The 16,473-nt window shown below is 55.6% G+C and carries 8 protein-coding genes; 3 read left to right on the forward strand and 5 right to left on the reverse strand.

Annotated elements, in window-relative coordinates:
* Positions 1-14 precede the first annotated feature (14 nt).
* Positions 15-1,460, forward strand: a complete 1,446-nt coding sequence (locus LAB08_RS13465; RefSeq protein ID WP_157755706.1) for a hypothetical protein — start codon at positions 15-17, stop codon at positions 1,458-1,460.
* A 64-nt stretch (positions 1,461-1,524) separates the two neighbouring features.
* Here LAB08_RS13465 and LAB08_RS13470 read toward each other — a convergent pair whose 3' ends face one another.
* The 5 genes from LAB08_RS13470 to LAB08_RS13490 all read right to left on the reverse strand — a co-directional run bounded on the left by LAB08_RS13470 (position 1,525) and on the right by LAB08_RS13490 (position 11,941).
* A complete protein-coding gene (locus tag LAB08_RS13470; RefSeq protein WP_254007544.1) occupies positions 1,525-2,556 on the reverse strand; it encodes a fimbrial protein in 1,032 nt (343 codons plus the stop codon).
* A 104-nt stretch (positions 2,557-2,660) separates the two neighbouring features.
* Positions 2,661-5,180: a fimbria/pilus outer membrane usher protein gene (locus tag LAB08_RS13475; RefSeq protein WP_096511733.1), complete on the reverse strand. Its 2,520-nt coding sequence runs from the start codon at positions 5,178-5,180 to the stop codon at positions 2,661-2,663.
* Between the two features lie 39 nt (positions 5,181-5,219).
* Entirely contained in the window at positions 5,220-5,975 is a 756-nt protein-coding gene (locus LAB08_RS13480) for a fimbrial biogenesis chaperone (protein ID WP_096511732.1), read from the reverse strand.
* Positions 5,976-6,083: 108 nt separating this feature from the next.
* Positions 6,084-6,635: a fimbrial protein gene (locus tag LAB08_RS13485; RefSeq protein WP_096511731.1), complete on the reverse strand. Its 552-nt coding sequence runs from the start codon at positions 6,633-6,635 to the stop codon at positions 6,084-6,086.
* Positions 6,636-6,955: 320 nt separating this feature from the next.
* On the reverse strand, positions 6,956-11,941 hold the full coding sequence (locus tag LAB08_RS13490; protein ID WP_096511730.1) for an RHS repeat domain-containing protein: 4,986 nt from the start codon (positions 11,939-11,941) through the stop codon (positions 6,956-6,958).
* Between the two features lie 330 nt (positions 11,942-12,271).
* Here LAB08_RS13490 and LAB08_RS13495 point away from each other — a divergent pair, with 330 nt between their 5' ends.
* A complete protein-coding gene (locus LAB08_RS13495) occupies positions 12,272-14,038 on the forward strand; it encodes a hypothetical protein (RefSeq protein WP_096511729.1) in 1,767 nt (588 codons plus the stop codon).
* Between the two features lie 38 nt (positions 14,039-14,076).
* Positions 14,077-16,437 carry a hypothetical protein gene (locus LAB08_RS13500; protein WP_096511728.1) on the forward strand — a complete coding sequence of 787 codons (2,361 nt, stop codon included), beginning with the start codon at positions 14,077-14,079 and terminating at the stop codon, positions 16,435-16,437.
* The last annotated feature ends 36 nt before the right edge of the window (positions 16,438-16,473 follow it).

Consider the following 16,473-nt stretch of genomic DNA (forward strand, 5'->3'; position numbering starts at 1 on the left):
GAAGGAGAACATCAATGTCATCAAAAAGCAGCCGTACGATGCCTGCCCCCTGGACAGATCCTGCACCACTACCCGATATAGTGGGGGGAGAGACCAATCTGATGCCTAGATTGGCGTGGATTGATCCGGCTAATCCACTCAAGGTGAAGTTCGCACCTTGGTCACCCTCAAACCCCAGCGTAGGCGATCCCGAGTCAGTCCGTATTTATCTGGACGATAGTGAAATCGGCTTCAAGGAGTGGACTGCGACCATAAGGCCCGACGATCACTTTGTTTCCATCAGTGCGGACAAGCTAACCCAAGGTGAGCACCAGCTAACCTATGTCATGACCAACTGGCTTGGAACGCCCGATAAATCACTACCATTCATCATCACTATCGATAAACTGGAGCCACAACTCAGCAACCCGAACAAACTGGTTTTTCCTGCCGAAGTCGCCCCCCCTCCGAAGAAAATCACTGCCGCTTACCTCACTGCGAATCAGGACAAGGTCTTGGCGACCCTGCCTCGATACACCGATCCCAAGCCGGGTGATGTCATCCGCTGGTACTGGGGCACCAGTCAAGGTGACTTGAATGAGGCCGATTTCATAGTGCTCGATAACACCAACTATCTTCAACCCGTCATCGTTGTAGTCACCGGAGAGCTGATTCGCGACCGTAAAGATGGCAATCGCTATGCCAGTTATCGGGTGTGGGACCGGGCGGGAAACCCGAGTGTGCATTCCGAGGTGGTTGAGCTGGATGTTGAGGCAACCCCGAAACCCCGGATATTGCCACCTTCGAAAGTCAAGGAGGCCAACGGCGGTGCTACGAGCGGTGTGTTGACCCCCAGTACGGCAGTCAATGGTGTCACGGTGCAGATTCCCGCCACGGCGGTGATCAATGATGGGGAGCGGACGGTTGTCATGTGGGCTGAAGGCACTGCAGGCGAGTTCATTACTGAAACGCCAGTGGCCGTGGGTTCGCGGGATTACAAGATTCCCAAGGACAGGATTGCCCAGCATCTGGGCAAGACCATCGTCGTGAAATACAACGTGTTTGAGCCTGGCGTCGTGGATCCGCATAAGTCTGACAACTACAGTTTGCGCGTCGAGGAGCTGACCGGCCTGCCGACCATTCAGTGCGACAAGGTTTCAGGCGGCAAACTGAGCCTGGCAAGCATCACGGACGGCTTCGCCAATTTTACCCTCGCAAGCTGGACCTTCATGGCTACCGATCAGTACCTCACTGTGACCGTGGAAGGCGTAGACAGTAATACTCAACCGTTGGTGATTCCGGTACTGACGGAGTCACCGGTCCCGGCAGTGGCTCAAAGCATTCCAGCGGGCCGAATTTCAAAGGCGGATTTGCAACGTTTCAAGCTCAATCTTGCGATTCAAGTGGTGGTTAAAGTGAGCTTCGATAACAAGCAAAGCTGGAAAAGTTTTCCCAAGTTGCAACCTCAACTCATAGCTTGAGGAGCGGGGGGACGGGTTTGCCTGCAAAGGCAAACCCTTTTTTATGAAGAAGGTGAACTCAGGGTTACTTGTAGGTCAGGGTGAAACCCAGCGCACCTTTGGCCAGGCCGGGCCGCACGGCGCTACTGTCTTGGGTCTGATAGAAGCGGGCATTGAAGTTCAGGACGGTGGTACCGGGTGAAATCGCGATCAAAGGCACCTCGGTTTCGAGTTCCATCGGGGTGATGCCGTCGGCTTTCAATACCTGAATACCCAGCCCTTTAGCATCCGAATCGGACGTCAGACTGAAAATCCCGCTGGTCGTCGGGCCAATGGGGGCTGAACCCTTGACACCTTCGAGCCGGATATTGGCCGTGGCAATGGTGCCGCCCGGATCAGTCTCGCAGGCACTCAACGTGATGCTGAACGGTACGGCCGGAGTGGAGAAGCCCGGACCGGTAAAATCGGCGGTATCCCAGTCGCCGAGTTGGACCGGGTCGGCACTGACCGGATTGGCGCCGACGGTGCACTGGGCCTGAATGATAGTGCCGATCATGCCATAGCCAAACGCTTTGCCCATATCGGTGAAATGGCCGCTGAACAATTCGCTGCCATCCAGGGTGTGGGGGCCTGGGGGCAGTGGTCCGGTTTTGATCAGTGTGACCCGATTGGACAGGTTGTTGAGCGCAATGGGTGTCAGCAGATTTCTTTCGTTGAAGCCGTCGTAGGGTACGGTGGGATCGCCGATGGGGACAAAGGAATTATCAGCCAGACCATTGAGTGGAAAGCCCAGTTTGACCCGCACGCCAACGCCGGGGATGTTGGTTTGCAGAACCTTGCCGGTGACATCTTCGCCGTTGATCGGCTCCAGCGGTCCCGGAAAAATGGGTGCCGTGGCCCGGGCGTTGAAATCCAGGCGCCGGGTACCGTCGTTATGGCATTCGACGCGCAGACCTGCGTTGTTCGGCGTGGAATGATTGAGGTCCACGGTGCCGATGACGGCACCGACGCGGGCATCTCGCGGGACGTATAGCGTCCCCATGTTGCGCTGGTAATTCATCATGGCCGGTCCGCCGATGTTCCAGCTGCAGGTGTTGGCCATTGCCAGGGGCGCCATGCAACTGGCAGCCAGTGTGGCAGTGCGCAACAGGTGGTGTATCGCAGAGTTCATCCTGTGTTTCCCGCAAAGCAGCTCATTGGCGCCTGGCGCCTTTCTTGTGATCAGACGCATGTCAGTTCCTGTAATCGATAGCCCTGAGCCTGTTCCATGGCGGCGGGTTCGACGCTGAGTCGACACTGAGGATCATTCTGTTCTCCCCAATGAACGTCGAACATCTGTGGCTCGGCATCGGTGGATACCATGACCTGGCCGGCTTGCCCCACGATCCCCATGACCTCTCCCTGGGCATTACTCAGTTGAGCGCCGAACGGCAAGGGCAGGCCCGAGGCGGTGCGCCCCGTGATGATCAGGCGATTGACCGAGCGCGCGGGAAAGGTGGCCTTGACCACCGCCCCGCGTCTTGGCACGACCTGGGTGGTGCCGTTGTCGATTTCCACTTCGGGCCCCAGTTCATCGGTCTGCAGGACAACCTGATTGATTCGATAAGGGCGCAGATGGGGCATCAGGGCGTAGCCGCGCTCGTTGGTCTTTACGCCCGTAGCGTTCATGACGCCGATCCCGGCGATATCCGGTACCTCGACCAGCGCAGTGGTTTCGCCCAGATAAGGTCCCAACTCGATGCCGTCTGCATGCATCAATACGGCACCACTGGCATTGATCGAAGCGCTTCGGTAATTCCCACCCTGGGTCAACCCCGCACCGAGACTGCCAAAGGGCGCCTGGTAGCCGGCCGAGAGCGCGGCCGCTTGCTGCTGGTGTTCATCGTTGCTCAGGCTCACACGGTAGTTGAGCCGGTTTTCGTCGAGGCTGCCACCGAGGCTGGCACGTTGGCTGTAGCGGTCGCGGTTACTCTGAACATCGAACGTCGCGGTGCTTGAATGACCAAAATCCAGTGGCAGGGACACGCTCAGGCCGAATTGCCGATCACTGCCATGGGTATCACTCAGTGATTGCGAGGCATACAGGTTGTAGCTCGCGCCGGCGTGCTGGGTATTGAAGTTGAACTGAAACTGCCGCTGTTCGTAACTGGTGTGCCAGTAGTCCTGATGCGACAGCGTGAGGCTCACTGCACTGCGGGAACCGATGTTCTGATAGATCGAGGTTTCCAGGCGACTGCGACGGCTGCCGTGGAAGGTTGTGCTGTGGCTGCGTTGGCGTACCGCTTCATCGAAATCCCGATAGCCCTCGGTGGAATAGCGGTAACCGGCGAAGCGCAGGTTGGTCCGGGTAGCGAAGGATTTACCGTACTTCACAGCGTAACTCATGCCCTGGACGTTCTGCGTGTCATGGCGGTCGACGTCGGCGCTGGAGCGGGTGACGTCCAGCGCCAGGGCGCCGATGGAGCCCAGGTCTTTGGCAATGCCCAGGGTACCCGCTTGATAAAACTCGCTGGCCATCAGGCCGCCATACAGCGTCGAATCCCAAGTCGTCCCCATGGCCAGGGTACCTTGCCAAAGCAGCGGCTCGTCCAGATTGCTGGCAGCGTTGTAACGACCCAGGGCGCCGCTGTAACGCCATACGCCTTCGCGCAGCAGGTTGCCGATCGTAGCGTAAGGCTGGGTAAAACGTCGGACCTGGCCATCGGCTTCGGTCAGGACCACCTCCAGTTCGCCGCTGCCGCCAATGGTGCTCAGATCGTCGATTTCGTAGGGGCCGGGGCTGACGTAGGTGGAGTAAATCGGGTAACCGTTCTGCAGAACCTCGAGTTTGGCGCGGGTCTGGGCGACACCGCGAATGATCGGCGCATAGCCTTGCAAGGCGTCAGGCAACATGCCCATATCCGAGCTGATCAGCGCACCCTTGATCGGGATGCTTCTGAACACATCGCCGCCGGTAAAGGTTTCGCCCAGCGTCAGGTTGGCATGGGTGCCGGGCAAGTCCCGTTGCGCATAGGTATAGGCCCGGGTCCAGACGCGTTTGCCGTCTTCGTCCTGGCGCATGGACTGGTTGCTGCGCAAGCGCCAGGGGCCGAGATTGAGGCCAGTGTTCAGATACAGGTCATCGCTGTTGTTCTTGCCGCCGTAGCGGCTGGAGCCCTGTTGCGCCGAGGCCTGGTAATTGATGAAGGCGGCGTTGATGCCGTAGTCCCAGTGTTCGGGGTCGATGTGACCACTGACATCACGGCGCATGGCAATCTGCGGAATGGAAATGGCCAGCAGCAACTTGCTGGCGTCGAAGTCGATCTCGGCGCCGGGGATCAGCGTAAACAAGTCCACGCAACGGGCGTGCAGCAGTGTGGGGTCGGCGAGGCTGTCGAGCCGAACACCCAGCTGTTCGAGCAATTCGGGCGCCAGGCAAGGTAGAAGGCGATCATTCTCCGGGCTCAATTCAAAGGCCATTTCGCGCTGGCCGAAGTAACGCAGGTTGATCTGGATGTCGACCCAGTAACGGCCTGGTCCAAGGTCGTGACTGCTTGCCAGGGCGCGCAGGGCTGCAGCACCGGCATCGCCGGCATGGGCCGGGCTTTGACGCATGAAGCCGGATTGGAATTCGATGGGCTGGATCGCCTGCGCCGGTTTGATTTCCAGCAGGATGGCGCCACTGCTGCCGATAAAGAACAGCTGAACGAGGCGCAGGCGCACAGGCACGGCCGCGCACCCGCGGTCGGGTAATGAAATCATGGGTGTGGGTTCCTGGCAGTTAGTGCGGAGGGAACTGCCTCAAGGGGCCAGTTGAATCGGCTGGGTCAATGGCGTGCTATAGCCGCCGTAGTCATTGATCGCCGAGAACACGACTTGCAGGTTGTTGTTGGGTTTGAAACCGTTCAGCGGGTAGCTCTGGTTGCCGAGTGGCTCGACCATCGTGGCATTCTGAACGGCATGGCTCTGGCCATTGCCGGTCACGTCCAGGCGGATGAAGGACACGTGAAAGGGCGTCGGATTATTCACCACAAGATGAGGCTGGCCGCCGACGTTCTTGATCGACCATTGCAGGTCCTTGAGACGGGCGATGGGGTTGTCCTTGAGTTGGCTGGGGCGATAGAAAAGCTTGATGCGTGTGCGCAACGCGATGTTCAGGACATTGCCATCGTTGGCTTCGGCCTGTGGTATTTCCTGCACGTTGAAGTAGAACAGCGACTCGCGATCGGGGGGCAGCTTATTGGGCAGGCCGTTGATCTGGACTTGTTGTTCCTTGCCCGGATTGAGTCGAAACAGGGGCGGGGAAGGGATGAACGGCACCGCGGTGGTGTCATCGTCACTGGCCGTGTTGACCCAGGTTTGCACGGCAAAAGGCCGGTTGCTGGGGTTGGCGACAATCACCGAGGTGCTGCGTTTGTCACTGTCGAATACCACGCGCGTGGCGCCGATCGTCAGCGCCGCCTGGGTGACAGGAATATGGGCGGCCAGCATGAGCAGCGTCAGGCAGACGCCTATCACATGTCGGGAAGCGTTGGGCTGTTGAGTCAAACCAAACATGGGGGGATTACCTCAATACGCCCGGGCAGACAAGGCGCACCCGGGCGTATGGAAATGCCACTTGAACACGACGCGATCACGTCGTGTTCAAAGCGGGCGGGGTGGTGATCAGTTGATGGCGACGATGAACTGCACATCCGCCGAAGCGGCACCGGCGGTCACGGTGGCGGCCGTGGAGCGGTAGTAGGCGTTGAAGATCATGTCGGTTTCGCCGGTGTCGTTCAGATCGTAATCGGCGGACGCTGCGCCCGGTGCGATCGGTGTGCCGGTCTTGTCCTTGAGCACGATCACAACGCCCTTGGCGCCATCGTTGGTGGGCGTGACTGCAAAGTAGTTGCCCGAGGTGTCGGCAGTGCCGTTGAAGGTCACGGCGGCGGTGTTGTCCGCTGGGTTCAGGTTGCAACCGGCACCGCCCTTGACGCGCAGGCCGAAGCTTTTGCCGGAATACTCCTGGCCGATGGCCGTGAAGCGGCTGGCTTCGATGGATCCCATCTTCACCAGGTTACCCACCGAACCGTCGCCAGGGTTGATGACCTCAATGGGGCAGGTGCTGGAGGTGATCTTGCCCTCGAAGTTGATGGTGCCGGTGTTGGCGAAGGCGGAAGTTCCGGACAGTGCTGCGGTTAGTGCGAGGGAAAGTGTGAGTAGATGTTTTTTCATGGTGGATCCTTAGTTAAATAACGTCCGAGGGGAGGGAGTGTGTTGCGTGTGTTTTGTTTAAAAGTGTTAATTGTTGGGGTGTCATGACGGGGCGGGATTCTAGAAGGGTTTGTTTGGATAAAATAGCCAGATACGTTGTTGTTTTGTCGACGTGATCTGTAGGAAAATTCTTTGATATGGAGGCGTAAACAGGAAGTTGCTTGGAGTGGGGGTGGTGTTTCTGGAAGAGGTGCGGTAGTTGATCGCGGTAAGCGAGGGCGACTTTCTATGCAGGCTGGCAACAAAGTATGTTTCTTGTTGCCAGCACTTCTTTAGCCTGTTTACCGACGAAGGCCCATTCCAAGATGGCTGTTTACTATGTCAGATCTATTGGATTTCTGATTTGCATGCGCTGCCGCCTCTTTGATTGTCTTTCCAAGGTTTTTCTGTTCGATAATCAGTTTCATTTGATCAGTTTCAGCTCTAATAGGTGGGGCGGTAGGTTTTGGAACTTTGAGTTTACTAATCTGAGTTGATAATTCTTCTGTGTTTATGGGGGGGTGCCCACTTGTCCCATTCACAGCTGTTGTCCCGGGAAGTTTGACGTTAGCGTTTACAGGATTTCTACCGGGTAGGGATGGGTGGAATTTTGGTGTATTAGACGAAGCGGCAAGCCGTGGTCCGGCAGAACTAATAGGTCTCAATCCCAACTTATGGACTTCGTCTGAGCTGAAGCCCCACATTTTTGTTCCAGATGTGTCAGTATTCTTAGCCAAGTTTATTAGTATGTCATCCAATCCATTACCGACAACTCTAGCAATCGAACCAAAGGCTGCCCCGGCAACCCCTGGCACAATCGACGCCAGCCCCAAATACATCCCCCACTGTCCCGCTTCTTCATCGCCATTGGCAGCAGCAACCGCACTGGCCGCTGTTGAGCCCGCGCTAAGCGCCGTCGCTGTCGCCAGTGATGCGGTTTTAGCAACTGCAAAACCAAACGCAGCACCCGTCAGCGGCGCGGCAGCGCCAAAACTGGCGACGGTCGCGGCGCCCGCTGCAACCGTACCCACCGCGCCCAGCACCACGAACACCCATGACAACCAGTCGCCTCCACTGCCCCCGGAAAGCTGCGGTACCTCGTCCTCATACGGGAATCGCAGCCGGCCGCTCCAGCCAATGGCTTCGTGTCCGGAAGGGTCACGCAGGGCGATCGGGTTGCCCAGGCAATAGCAGTAGGGGTTCAAGCCGCCACTGTCGAACGGGCTGTGCGAGTCCGGGCTGTGGAAGCGCATCAGGCTCGGGTTGTAGGCCCGGTAACCTTGTCCCAATAGGTACCAACTGCTGGCCGGGTCACGGAACTCGCCGTTGTAGCCCGCCAGGCTTTGCAGAACATCATCGCTGTGGCGTTCGCCATAGGCGCTGTAAACAGCCGTGCGTAACGTCTTCTGCTGACTTTCACCGAGTACGCTGTGGTTCGCGTCGGTCAACAACAGCAGAGTCTGCGTATCGTCCCCGTCTTGCTGTTGTCCCAGGGGCTGCTCCTGGTGGTAGAGGAGGTGGGTCTGGCGATCATCCTGAACCAGCGCATTCAGTTGCTGGCCCTGATAAAAACGCAATATTTCGCTCTGGTTGCCCTGTTGCGAATTGACCAGGTGATCGTGACCGTCATAACCGTACTGACTGACGATCTGGCCTGCCGCAGTCTCGACCTTCAATAAACGGTTCTGGCTGTCGTAACTCAGGCGCCGGCCACGTTCATCATTGAGCTGGTTGCCGTTGGGGTCGTAGGTGAATGTGGGATCGTCCGTCACTCTTTTCGGGGTGTAGGTGATGCGGTCCAACAGGCAGGGATCATTGGTCGAGTAAAAGAACCGGATACGTTCTGATGTTCCGTCGGCAAAATTCGTCAACGTCAACTTGGGATTATCCAGTTCATCGAAGCTGAAGATCTGCTCCTTGAATGGCCGGCCTTCGTCATTGCGGGGCAGAGTGCTGCCTGAGCATTCATGGTGGGTGAGCCGGCCACGAAAATCGTAATCGAAACGTTCCATCAGCAAGCTGACATTGCTTTGTTTCAAATGCCGGCTTTCCAGCAGTCCATCGACTCTCCAGGTCTGCTCCTGTGTACGCGGTGGGTGCTGGTCCAGCGTCAGGGTCCGGAGAATCTCCCGTCCTTGATCATCATATTTCAGCTCAGTCTTCAGATTGCTGTTGGCATTAAGGTCCCGGGTGGTGGTTTTGGCGAGTTGACCGAGGCGGTCGTATTCGAAGTGGACCTGAAGCTGACCTTGATCGGTACGTTCCACCCGTCCGAAGGCGTCGTAATGATGCACGGTGTCCAGCCCGTTGTTCCCTTGCTGTTTCAAGTCGGTCCGTTTTAGCAACCGGCCTTGCATCGAGTTCGAGTAAAGGGTGTCCCAAGCCTTTCCTTGTTTGTCGACCCAACGCTCGCCAAGCAATTGATTGCTGGTGTTGTAGTCGTATTCCCGTGTCCCTTGTTCATTGCTCGCCCGGGTCAGGCGGGCACTGGTGTTGTCAAAGGCGAACCTGGCGATTTCGTCCGGTGCATGGCTGGCAATCGGCTGGTCGGTGAGCGTCCGATTGTAGTCGTAGGTGATGGTTTGGTTGGCAGGTGTGGTCTTGCTACTGACCTGACTTTGGCCGCCATCGTAGGCGTAACGTTCTGTACGTTGGCCCGTCGTGAGCCGGGTCAGGCGTTCAAGTCCATCGAAATCCTGCTCGCCCATCAGGGTGTAATTCACGCCATCGGCGCTCACCCTCAGGGTCACGGCTAGTTCCGAGGTACTGTGAGCGGCGTACTCGCGCTTGACGATGCTGTTGTCAGGGAGGGTGCTGTCGACCATGCGTGAAAAGGCGTCATAGGTGAATCGGGTGATTCGTTTGTTCGGGTCGCTTTGTTCGGTGCAACGGCCCAGCCCGTCGTATTTGAAGGTTTCTCGGGATAGTTCATTGCCTGCTGCATCCAGCAACCGGGTCTGGGAGGGTTTGCCAAATTCGTTGAGCCAGGTCTCGGTTTGGCCACTGACAAGGGGGGCAGGTCCAGGGCTTTGCCGCCAACTGCGCACGACCGGTCCCTTCCAGTCATCACTGCCGATCGGGTCGATGTCCTGGTGTTCTTCAACGCCATCCGCGCCGATGGCCATGCATCGCTGGGCCCAATCGTCATACTCGAAGCAGGTAATCAGTGCCAGTTCCTGACCGTTCAGCCAGTCATAAACGGTCTGCTCGACCAAGTCGCCCCGCTCGTTGTAACGGGCCGCGCTGGTTTGTCGAGTTCGACTCGGGTTGCCGCTATCGACGTGATCGCGTTCGCTGAAAACCTCCCGGGCAAGTCCGTCGAGAACCGTGCGCGTCCTGACGTTGCGGGCATTGATGATGACATGTTCGACCGGTTGCCCGGTGGCTGCACTGAGGGTGTACTCGTATTGGCGACGGGCTTCGTACTGCGTGCCGGGTGAAGCGACTTCGCTGGTCAATCGACCCAGACTGTCGTAGTGGAACTGTGTTTCCTCACCGTCTATCCGGCTCAACAGTTCTTGCGACGTGAGCAGCGAGTGTTGACGAGTGATGGATTTGCTCACGTTATCGAAGTCGGTACTCAAGGTCTCAATGGTTTCCTGTACGGGCACCTGGCGTTGAGGGCTGATGGACTTCAGATACTGGTAATCGACAAAGCTGGACTTGTTATTGAGCGTCACTGCCTGACGTTTGACACGACCATGCCCGAAGGCGTCGTCCGGATCGTCGAAGTGCGTGTAAACCGTACGCTGCAACTCGGTTTCAATGCCGGCCGCGACCTGTACCAGCGTTTCACTTTCCAGCGTGTGCCAATGCGGCAAAGGGCTGCCGGTCAATGGCGCCAAAGTCTTGTAGGTGTAATGGGTTCGCAGCGTCGGCGCATTGCCATGGGCTGATGGCGCCGGTGTGACGGTGCGGTCCTTGATGTAGCGCACAAAGTCGTCGGCATCGGCGGCGGGGTACCAGGTGCTGGTTTCAACCACGCCGTTGGCTTGTTTGTGCGTCAGCAGGTTGCCGTGAATGTCGTAGGTGCTGCTGACGGTTTCGCTGCGTTGGCGGGTGGCATTGTTGAGTTGCGACCAGGTGGTTTTGACTTCCTTGGGCAATTGGCAATACCTGGGCTGTTGCTCGAACGGCACGTTCGGCGTCAGGTAGTAGTCGGTCTGGACCGTTTGAACATTATTGTTTTGCGTCGTTATTTCTTCGGTCAGCAGGTGGAACTGATTGAATTTGCGTTCAATCGTACGCACCGGTTGGTTGGCGACCAGCAGGGTTTCAACGCATTTATATTCGTAGTTGCCAATGTATTTGTAGAGGTTGTCCAGACCTCCGTTGTCCCAGGGGATGGAAAGGCCACCGCCCACGAAGTTCCTGTCGCCTGGGTAGGTGTAGCCGACCTGGACCATCGGCTGCCCGGAGCCGGGAAAAATACGGTGGTCGGTGACCCGTGGCAAAGGAGTGCGACCGCTGCCCGTAGGGAACTGATGGCCGAGGTCTTGATAGCGGATTTCCTCCCGCGCACCGCTGGGCGTTTCCACCGAGGTAATGCACAAGTGGTCGTTCTTGAGGGTGTAACCGAAGCGCCAGGACGCCTGGTTGTCGGTGGGCAAGGTGATCTTGCTCACGTATCGGTCGGAACCTTGCAGCGTCATGACAAAGTTTGCCAGCGGGCCACCGTTCGGGCCGGAAAACGGGTACAGCAGCACCTCGACCGATGCGCTGTCGCGTTTCACCGTCAACAGGGTTTGGCCTGAGTCATCCTTGATCCAGGACAGGATTTGGTCCGAGCCACTGAAGGGGACATAGCCCAGCGTGATCTTGTGCCCCGTAAAAGAATGAATCTCGACAGGCAGGGCGACCCGGTTCTGGGCGCTGCCGAGCACTTCGAGGATCTCGACCAGCCCGGATTTGTGCACCACGCGGTAGCGATTGCTACCCTCCGGGTAGAAATGAAAGCTGTCGATTTTCTGTTCCTTCATTACCAACTGACCGGTCTGACTGTCGGTGCCGGTGACTTTGAAGGTTTCACCGGTACTCAGCGACAGGATCTGAGTGCTGGGGATGTATTGCGACAGCTTCAGGTTCCAGCCATGACCCCAACCACTGTCACGAGGGTTGAGGGCGCTGTAGTACAGCCTCAGGTCAAACCCTGGCCCGCGTAAGTCATTGGTCTTGATCTCCGGCAAGTTGATGGAGATTTTGTACAGACCCGTGCGTGAGTCGACGCCGTTTTCCACGGCGCTCACGAAGTTATTTGCGTTGGAACTCACCGAGGAAGTATCAGTCATGGTTATTAATCTCGTATTGGGCCAGGTAAAGAAAAACAGAATGAGGCGTTCGGGCGCGTATCGAAAATAAAAGCGCTCACCAATGTGCCCACAATAAAACGCCAATAAGAAATTGGTCTGAAATCCAGATTTTCACCTGTAGTCCGTGGATGGGTTCAGGTTTCTGGTTAAAACAATAACAGCGAAAGAACGCGGAAGAACCTATCAGTTCTGATAGTGGGCAGATCTGGAATTCCGGCGTAAAACATAGTCATCCATGACTGTCGTGTTGTATGCGGCCTTGACCCAGTACGGGGCCTGGGCCGTATGCGCGCAATAGGAGTTTAAAAGATGACGGCTACACTGCCAGCGCCGAAAGTTCCCGATGTTGGGCCTGATAATGTTATCGATCTTGATAAGTTGGGCAATGCAGATCTGAAGACCTGGGTCGACTATCCGCGTATAGCCGAGGGTGATGAGTTTTGGCCTACCTGGTGGGGCCGCAGTGCGAGTGGTGAGGCTGTCGATGATTTCAACGAGTTGGTCGTCATAGGTCCAGGTGAACTTAAACCGGAAGGCATGCCGGTACTTATCTCCAATGGCAAGCTCAAGGCGCTGAAAGGGGGACAAGTATTCTATTCGTACAAGATGAACGATCCCGATGCGCCGGATGGACGAGGGGAAGAATCGCTGCGCCGGTTTTTCTATGTTGGCAAATCGTCGTCGACTTCATTGCAACTGCCTGTCCTGCACTTCAAGGAATCTCACAGCCTTTGCGTGGACCTGGATCAAATTGGAGACGGCGGGGCTACTCTTGTAGCCACGCCTTATCAGGCCATGTCGGTTGGCGATGTTTTTACCTTTGTATTTGAAATGTATTTTGGAGAGGACGATCCCTGGAAGGAATTGACTTACGCTAAAAAATTGCTCGAGGCCGATATCGGTAAACCGTTGCAATGGTCGATACCAAAGAACGAGTTACAGATTATCCAGGGCGGCTTCGCGAACATGGGTTATCGCATCGACTATGCCGAACCTACCGTAACGAGCGAGTCGGCCATACAAACGGTGCACGTGATCGAGCCTCCGGACACTTTGCTACCCGCCCCTGAAGTTAAAGGGTTTGAAGGCGATGAACTGGACCCCGATGTACATCCTGATGGCATCATGCTGGTAATCGTGCCGTACCCCGGCATTCAGGTAGGTGACGACGTAGTGGTGTACGCCGAGAGCGATACTTCAGTCACCAAGACGCTGCGCCTCGATCCATCATCCATCGACAGCGGCATTATTGAAGTTCATCTGAGCCATCAATGGCTGTCGGCCAATAACGGTCAGGCCGTCAGCTTGAAATATCAGTATGCCCGGGAGGGCAGTGCAGGCACTTCCGAGCCATTGCTCCTGACACTGCGCAAGCCTCTGCACCTGCCTATGCCCATTGTCGAGGGCGCAACGCCGGATGGTGAAGGCAAAGGTTATTTGCAGGCCAGCAGAATCACCGGTGGTGTCTACATCAAGGTTCCGGAAGACGCCGTTATTGGCGGGGGTGACAAGGTCCAGATGCACTGGGCGGGCTACGGCAGCACTGGATCTCACATTGCTGATCCCATGGCTGGATATCCAGATCGCTTCTATATTCCTCCAGGCGCTGTACCGGCGAACATGGGCAAGCGTCTGAAGGTGTTTTACCAAGTCACTCCACCGGGAAAAAATTCGAAAGACTTTGATCTTGAGATCAGGGACATCACCACGGGGTGGCCGACGCTGCAAGCCATGGCACCTTCATCCAACACTCAGATTAAATTGAGTTCAGTGACGACCGGTGTCGTGTTCAAACTGGCCTCGTGGACCTATATGCGGTCGGGGCAAAGAGTGAGGCTTCAGGTTGAAGGTCTGCTTAAGGCTGGCGGAAAGGAAATTTACCCTCTACGTACAGGTGCTGCGGAAGTGGTCACGGAAGTCGAGTACAACGATGGGGAGTTGCAAGCGATATTGCCACGGGGCTTTTTGGACAGGCTGGAACTAAATCAAAAGTTAAATGTAATAACTGAAACAAGTTTCGATCAAGGTTTCACGTATAAGCAGTTTCCTCCGATATCTCCTCAGTTGATTGCCTGAGGTTGATTTTTATCTGTTGGTTTTTTGAGGGCGGAGTCATGAGTGGGAATTCACTGGCTGACTTGTTGGCATGGCTGAAAGTAAAATCGAGGCTGCAGGGTTGGGGGATGATTTATGCGTTTGAGAAAGACAAAATTAACCGTTTGATCGAGCAAGAATATATTCGACGCTTTAATATGGGTAATGACATCGCTCCAGTTAAAGGCGACGTGCCGGTTGTCGAAAATATATGGAAAGTGAGTTTGAGTAATTGGCTGTTGAGGTCTCCGCAGATGTCGTTCGAAAACACCGGTCTTAATGATTCCAGAGCTAGATTGAGCATGGCAGTCATGGGCGGAAAGACGGTATCACTGAATAAAGTGAACGACAGCTGGAAAGCGAACAAGATCGAAGAATATGATCCGCTGCAAGGGCCGAAGCTGTTTCTTGAACTGCTGTTGCACCAAGTAATCGGCAATGTCTCGGGCGATGGATTGATAAGTCTGGATTTGAAAAAAAGTGATAATTTCATTTTGGAGTCCAGCGATACGTTGATCCAGCGAGAGATTGTCGGGGAATATTTCAAAACATTGTTCACTGAACTTCCCGATGAAAAACGTATTTACCCGTTGGGTAGAATTAGGCATGGGTCAAATCAGTTAATGAACCCGACATCGTTCCATCTTCGAACGCAGTCGGGCGCAGATGTAGTAGTAAATCCGCAGTACAAAGGCTGCATCTTGGTGTTTATAGCCACAGCTACGCGTAAGGGAGATGGATTTCCAGGCGAGGGTTTTAAATATCTAATACCCGACGATGCGGGTAAAGACTACTCGGCAACATTGCTGTTTGAGCCTTCGGCGGTCAGTGCAAGTGTTTTGATATTTGAAGTTGCCAAACTTCTGGGGATTTCGGCAGAGACTGATTTTAAGTATTCACACAATGCGGATGGCGAGTTGCTCACGGCCACAGCAACGTCCGGAAAGATCTCCCTGCCTGCAATAAACACCGATGTTCATGTCGATTTGCAGGACGGTTCCAAGATCCTTGTCAATCTGGATTTGAATGAGTTGATTTTTCCGTCATTCGCTCCCAGTGCGCTCGTTATTGACGTGAGTCAGAACAAATATACCGTGCAGTGGAGTGTGGCAACGAAAACAAGATGCAAACTTTCCAGTCAAGGGCAGGTTCCGTATGAGAAAATGATCGCGTGCTCATTGAAAATGAGTGCAGAGTACGAGCTCGATGACAGTGCCGCGGGTGTATCGCTGCGCCGCACTGATTTGCAGGTGGACACTGCGGCAGAGTTCCTGGACGAGAAAGCTCATAAGCAGGATAAAGGGACTAACCAGGCAGAGTTCTGGGATACAATCAAGCTGTATTTCATTCTGTCAACCGTGAAAGCCGACATACTGGACAAGAAACTTGGTGACCTGCTTGAAGAGGCACTGAAGGGGCTGTTCAAAGCCGACTTTTTGGTCAAGGACCTGATCGACGAAGTCATTGAAATGCATGTCGGCCAGACAGTCCAGGGTGGTGAGACTCATGCGCCTTGGGATATCGGCTACTTCGGCCGAATCAATCCTACCCAGACTACGTTCGTGATCAACCCCACGGATTTGATACTGGGCCAGGATGGCACTCATCAATTCGCCACCGATCCCGTAGTGACGGGAGTGAAATGGGCGGTGGAGCCGCTGGTGAAAAGTGCTGACAGTCCTGGAACCATCAGTGAAAGCGGCTTGTATCACGCCCCCAAGGCCAATTCATTCTCGGGGCGTTTCACTCGTCTTCGGATCACGGCAAGCGACCCCCGAACCGGGTATTTCAGCCAGGCTCTGGTGACCGTGGTGGCCAAAAACCTGACCATCAACCCTCGGATCCAGACCTGTGATCGAACGAACACGGTCGAGTTGAGGGCCGGAAGCCTGGGCAATGCCCCACAGAAATGGTCGATCAAAAATCCTGTGGCGGGAAGCGGCACAGTGTCGCCCATTAGCGGGCAATACGGTGCTTACACCTATCGCCCAGGATCGGAGGTTCCCGATCAAACGTTTTTACTGGAAGAGATCGAAGTGCAAGTCGGAACCGAGCCCGCTCAGTCGGTGCATGTTCTGGTGTTGCAAAAGCAACCGGCCGCCTTCGTCGAAATCGTGAGCACTGATCCTGGGAAAGGGCAGGTTCAACTTCAGGCTGTGATCAATGGAAGAGTGGTGCCCGTTGTTTGGCGACTCCCTTTGGGTGGGCCGGGGACGATCGATGCAAATGGTTTGTACCAGGCGCCGGCGAACCCTGTTGCATCGTTCGTCCTCATCTACGCCGTGTATGAAAATGAATTCCTGGGCAACTTTGAAGGTTTTCGGATTTTGCCTTTACCCCTGGACGAGTTTCCCGAACTGCTGGAGGTACTGGAGCAATGAATACCTCGCGCGAGGCGAACAAAGCATTGATCACTA

Source organism: Pseudomonas izuensis, from assembly GCF_002356535.2.
In the GTDB taxonomy this organism is placed as follows: Bacteria; Pseudomonadota; Gammaproteobacteria; order Pseudomonadales; family Pseudomonadaceae; genus Aquipseudomonas; species Aquipseudomonas izuensis.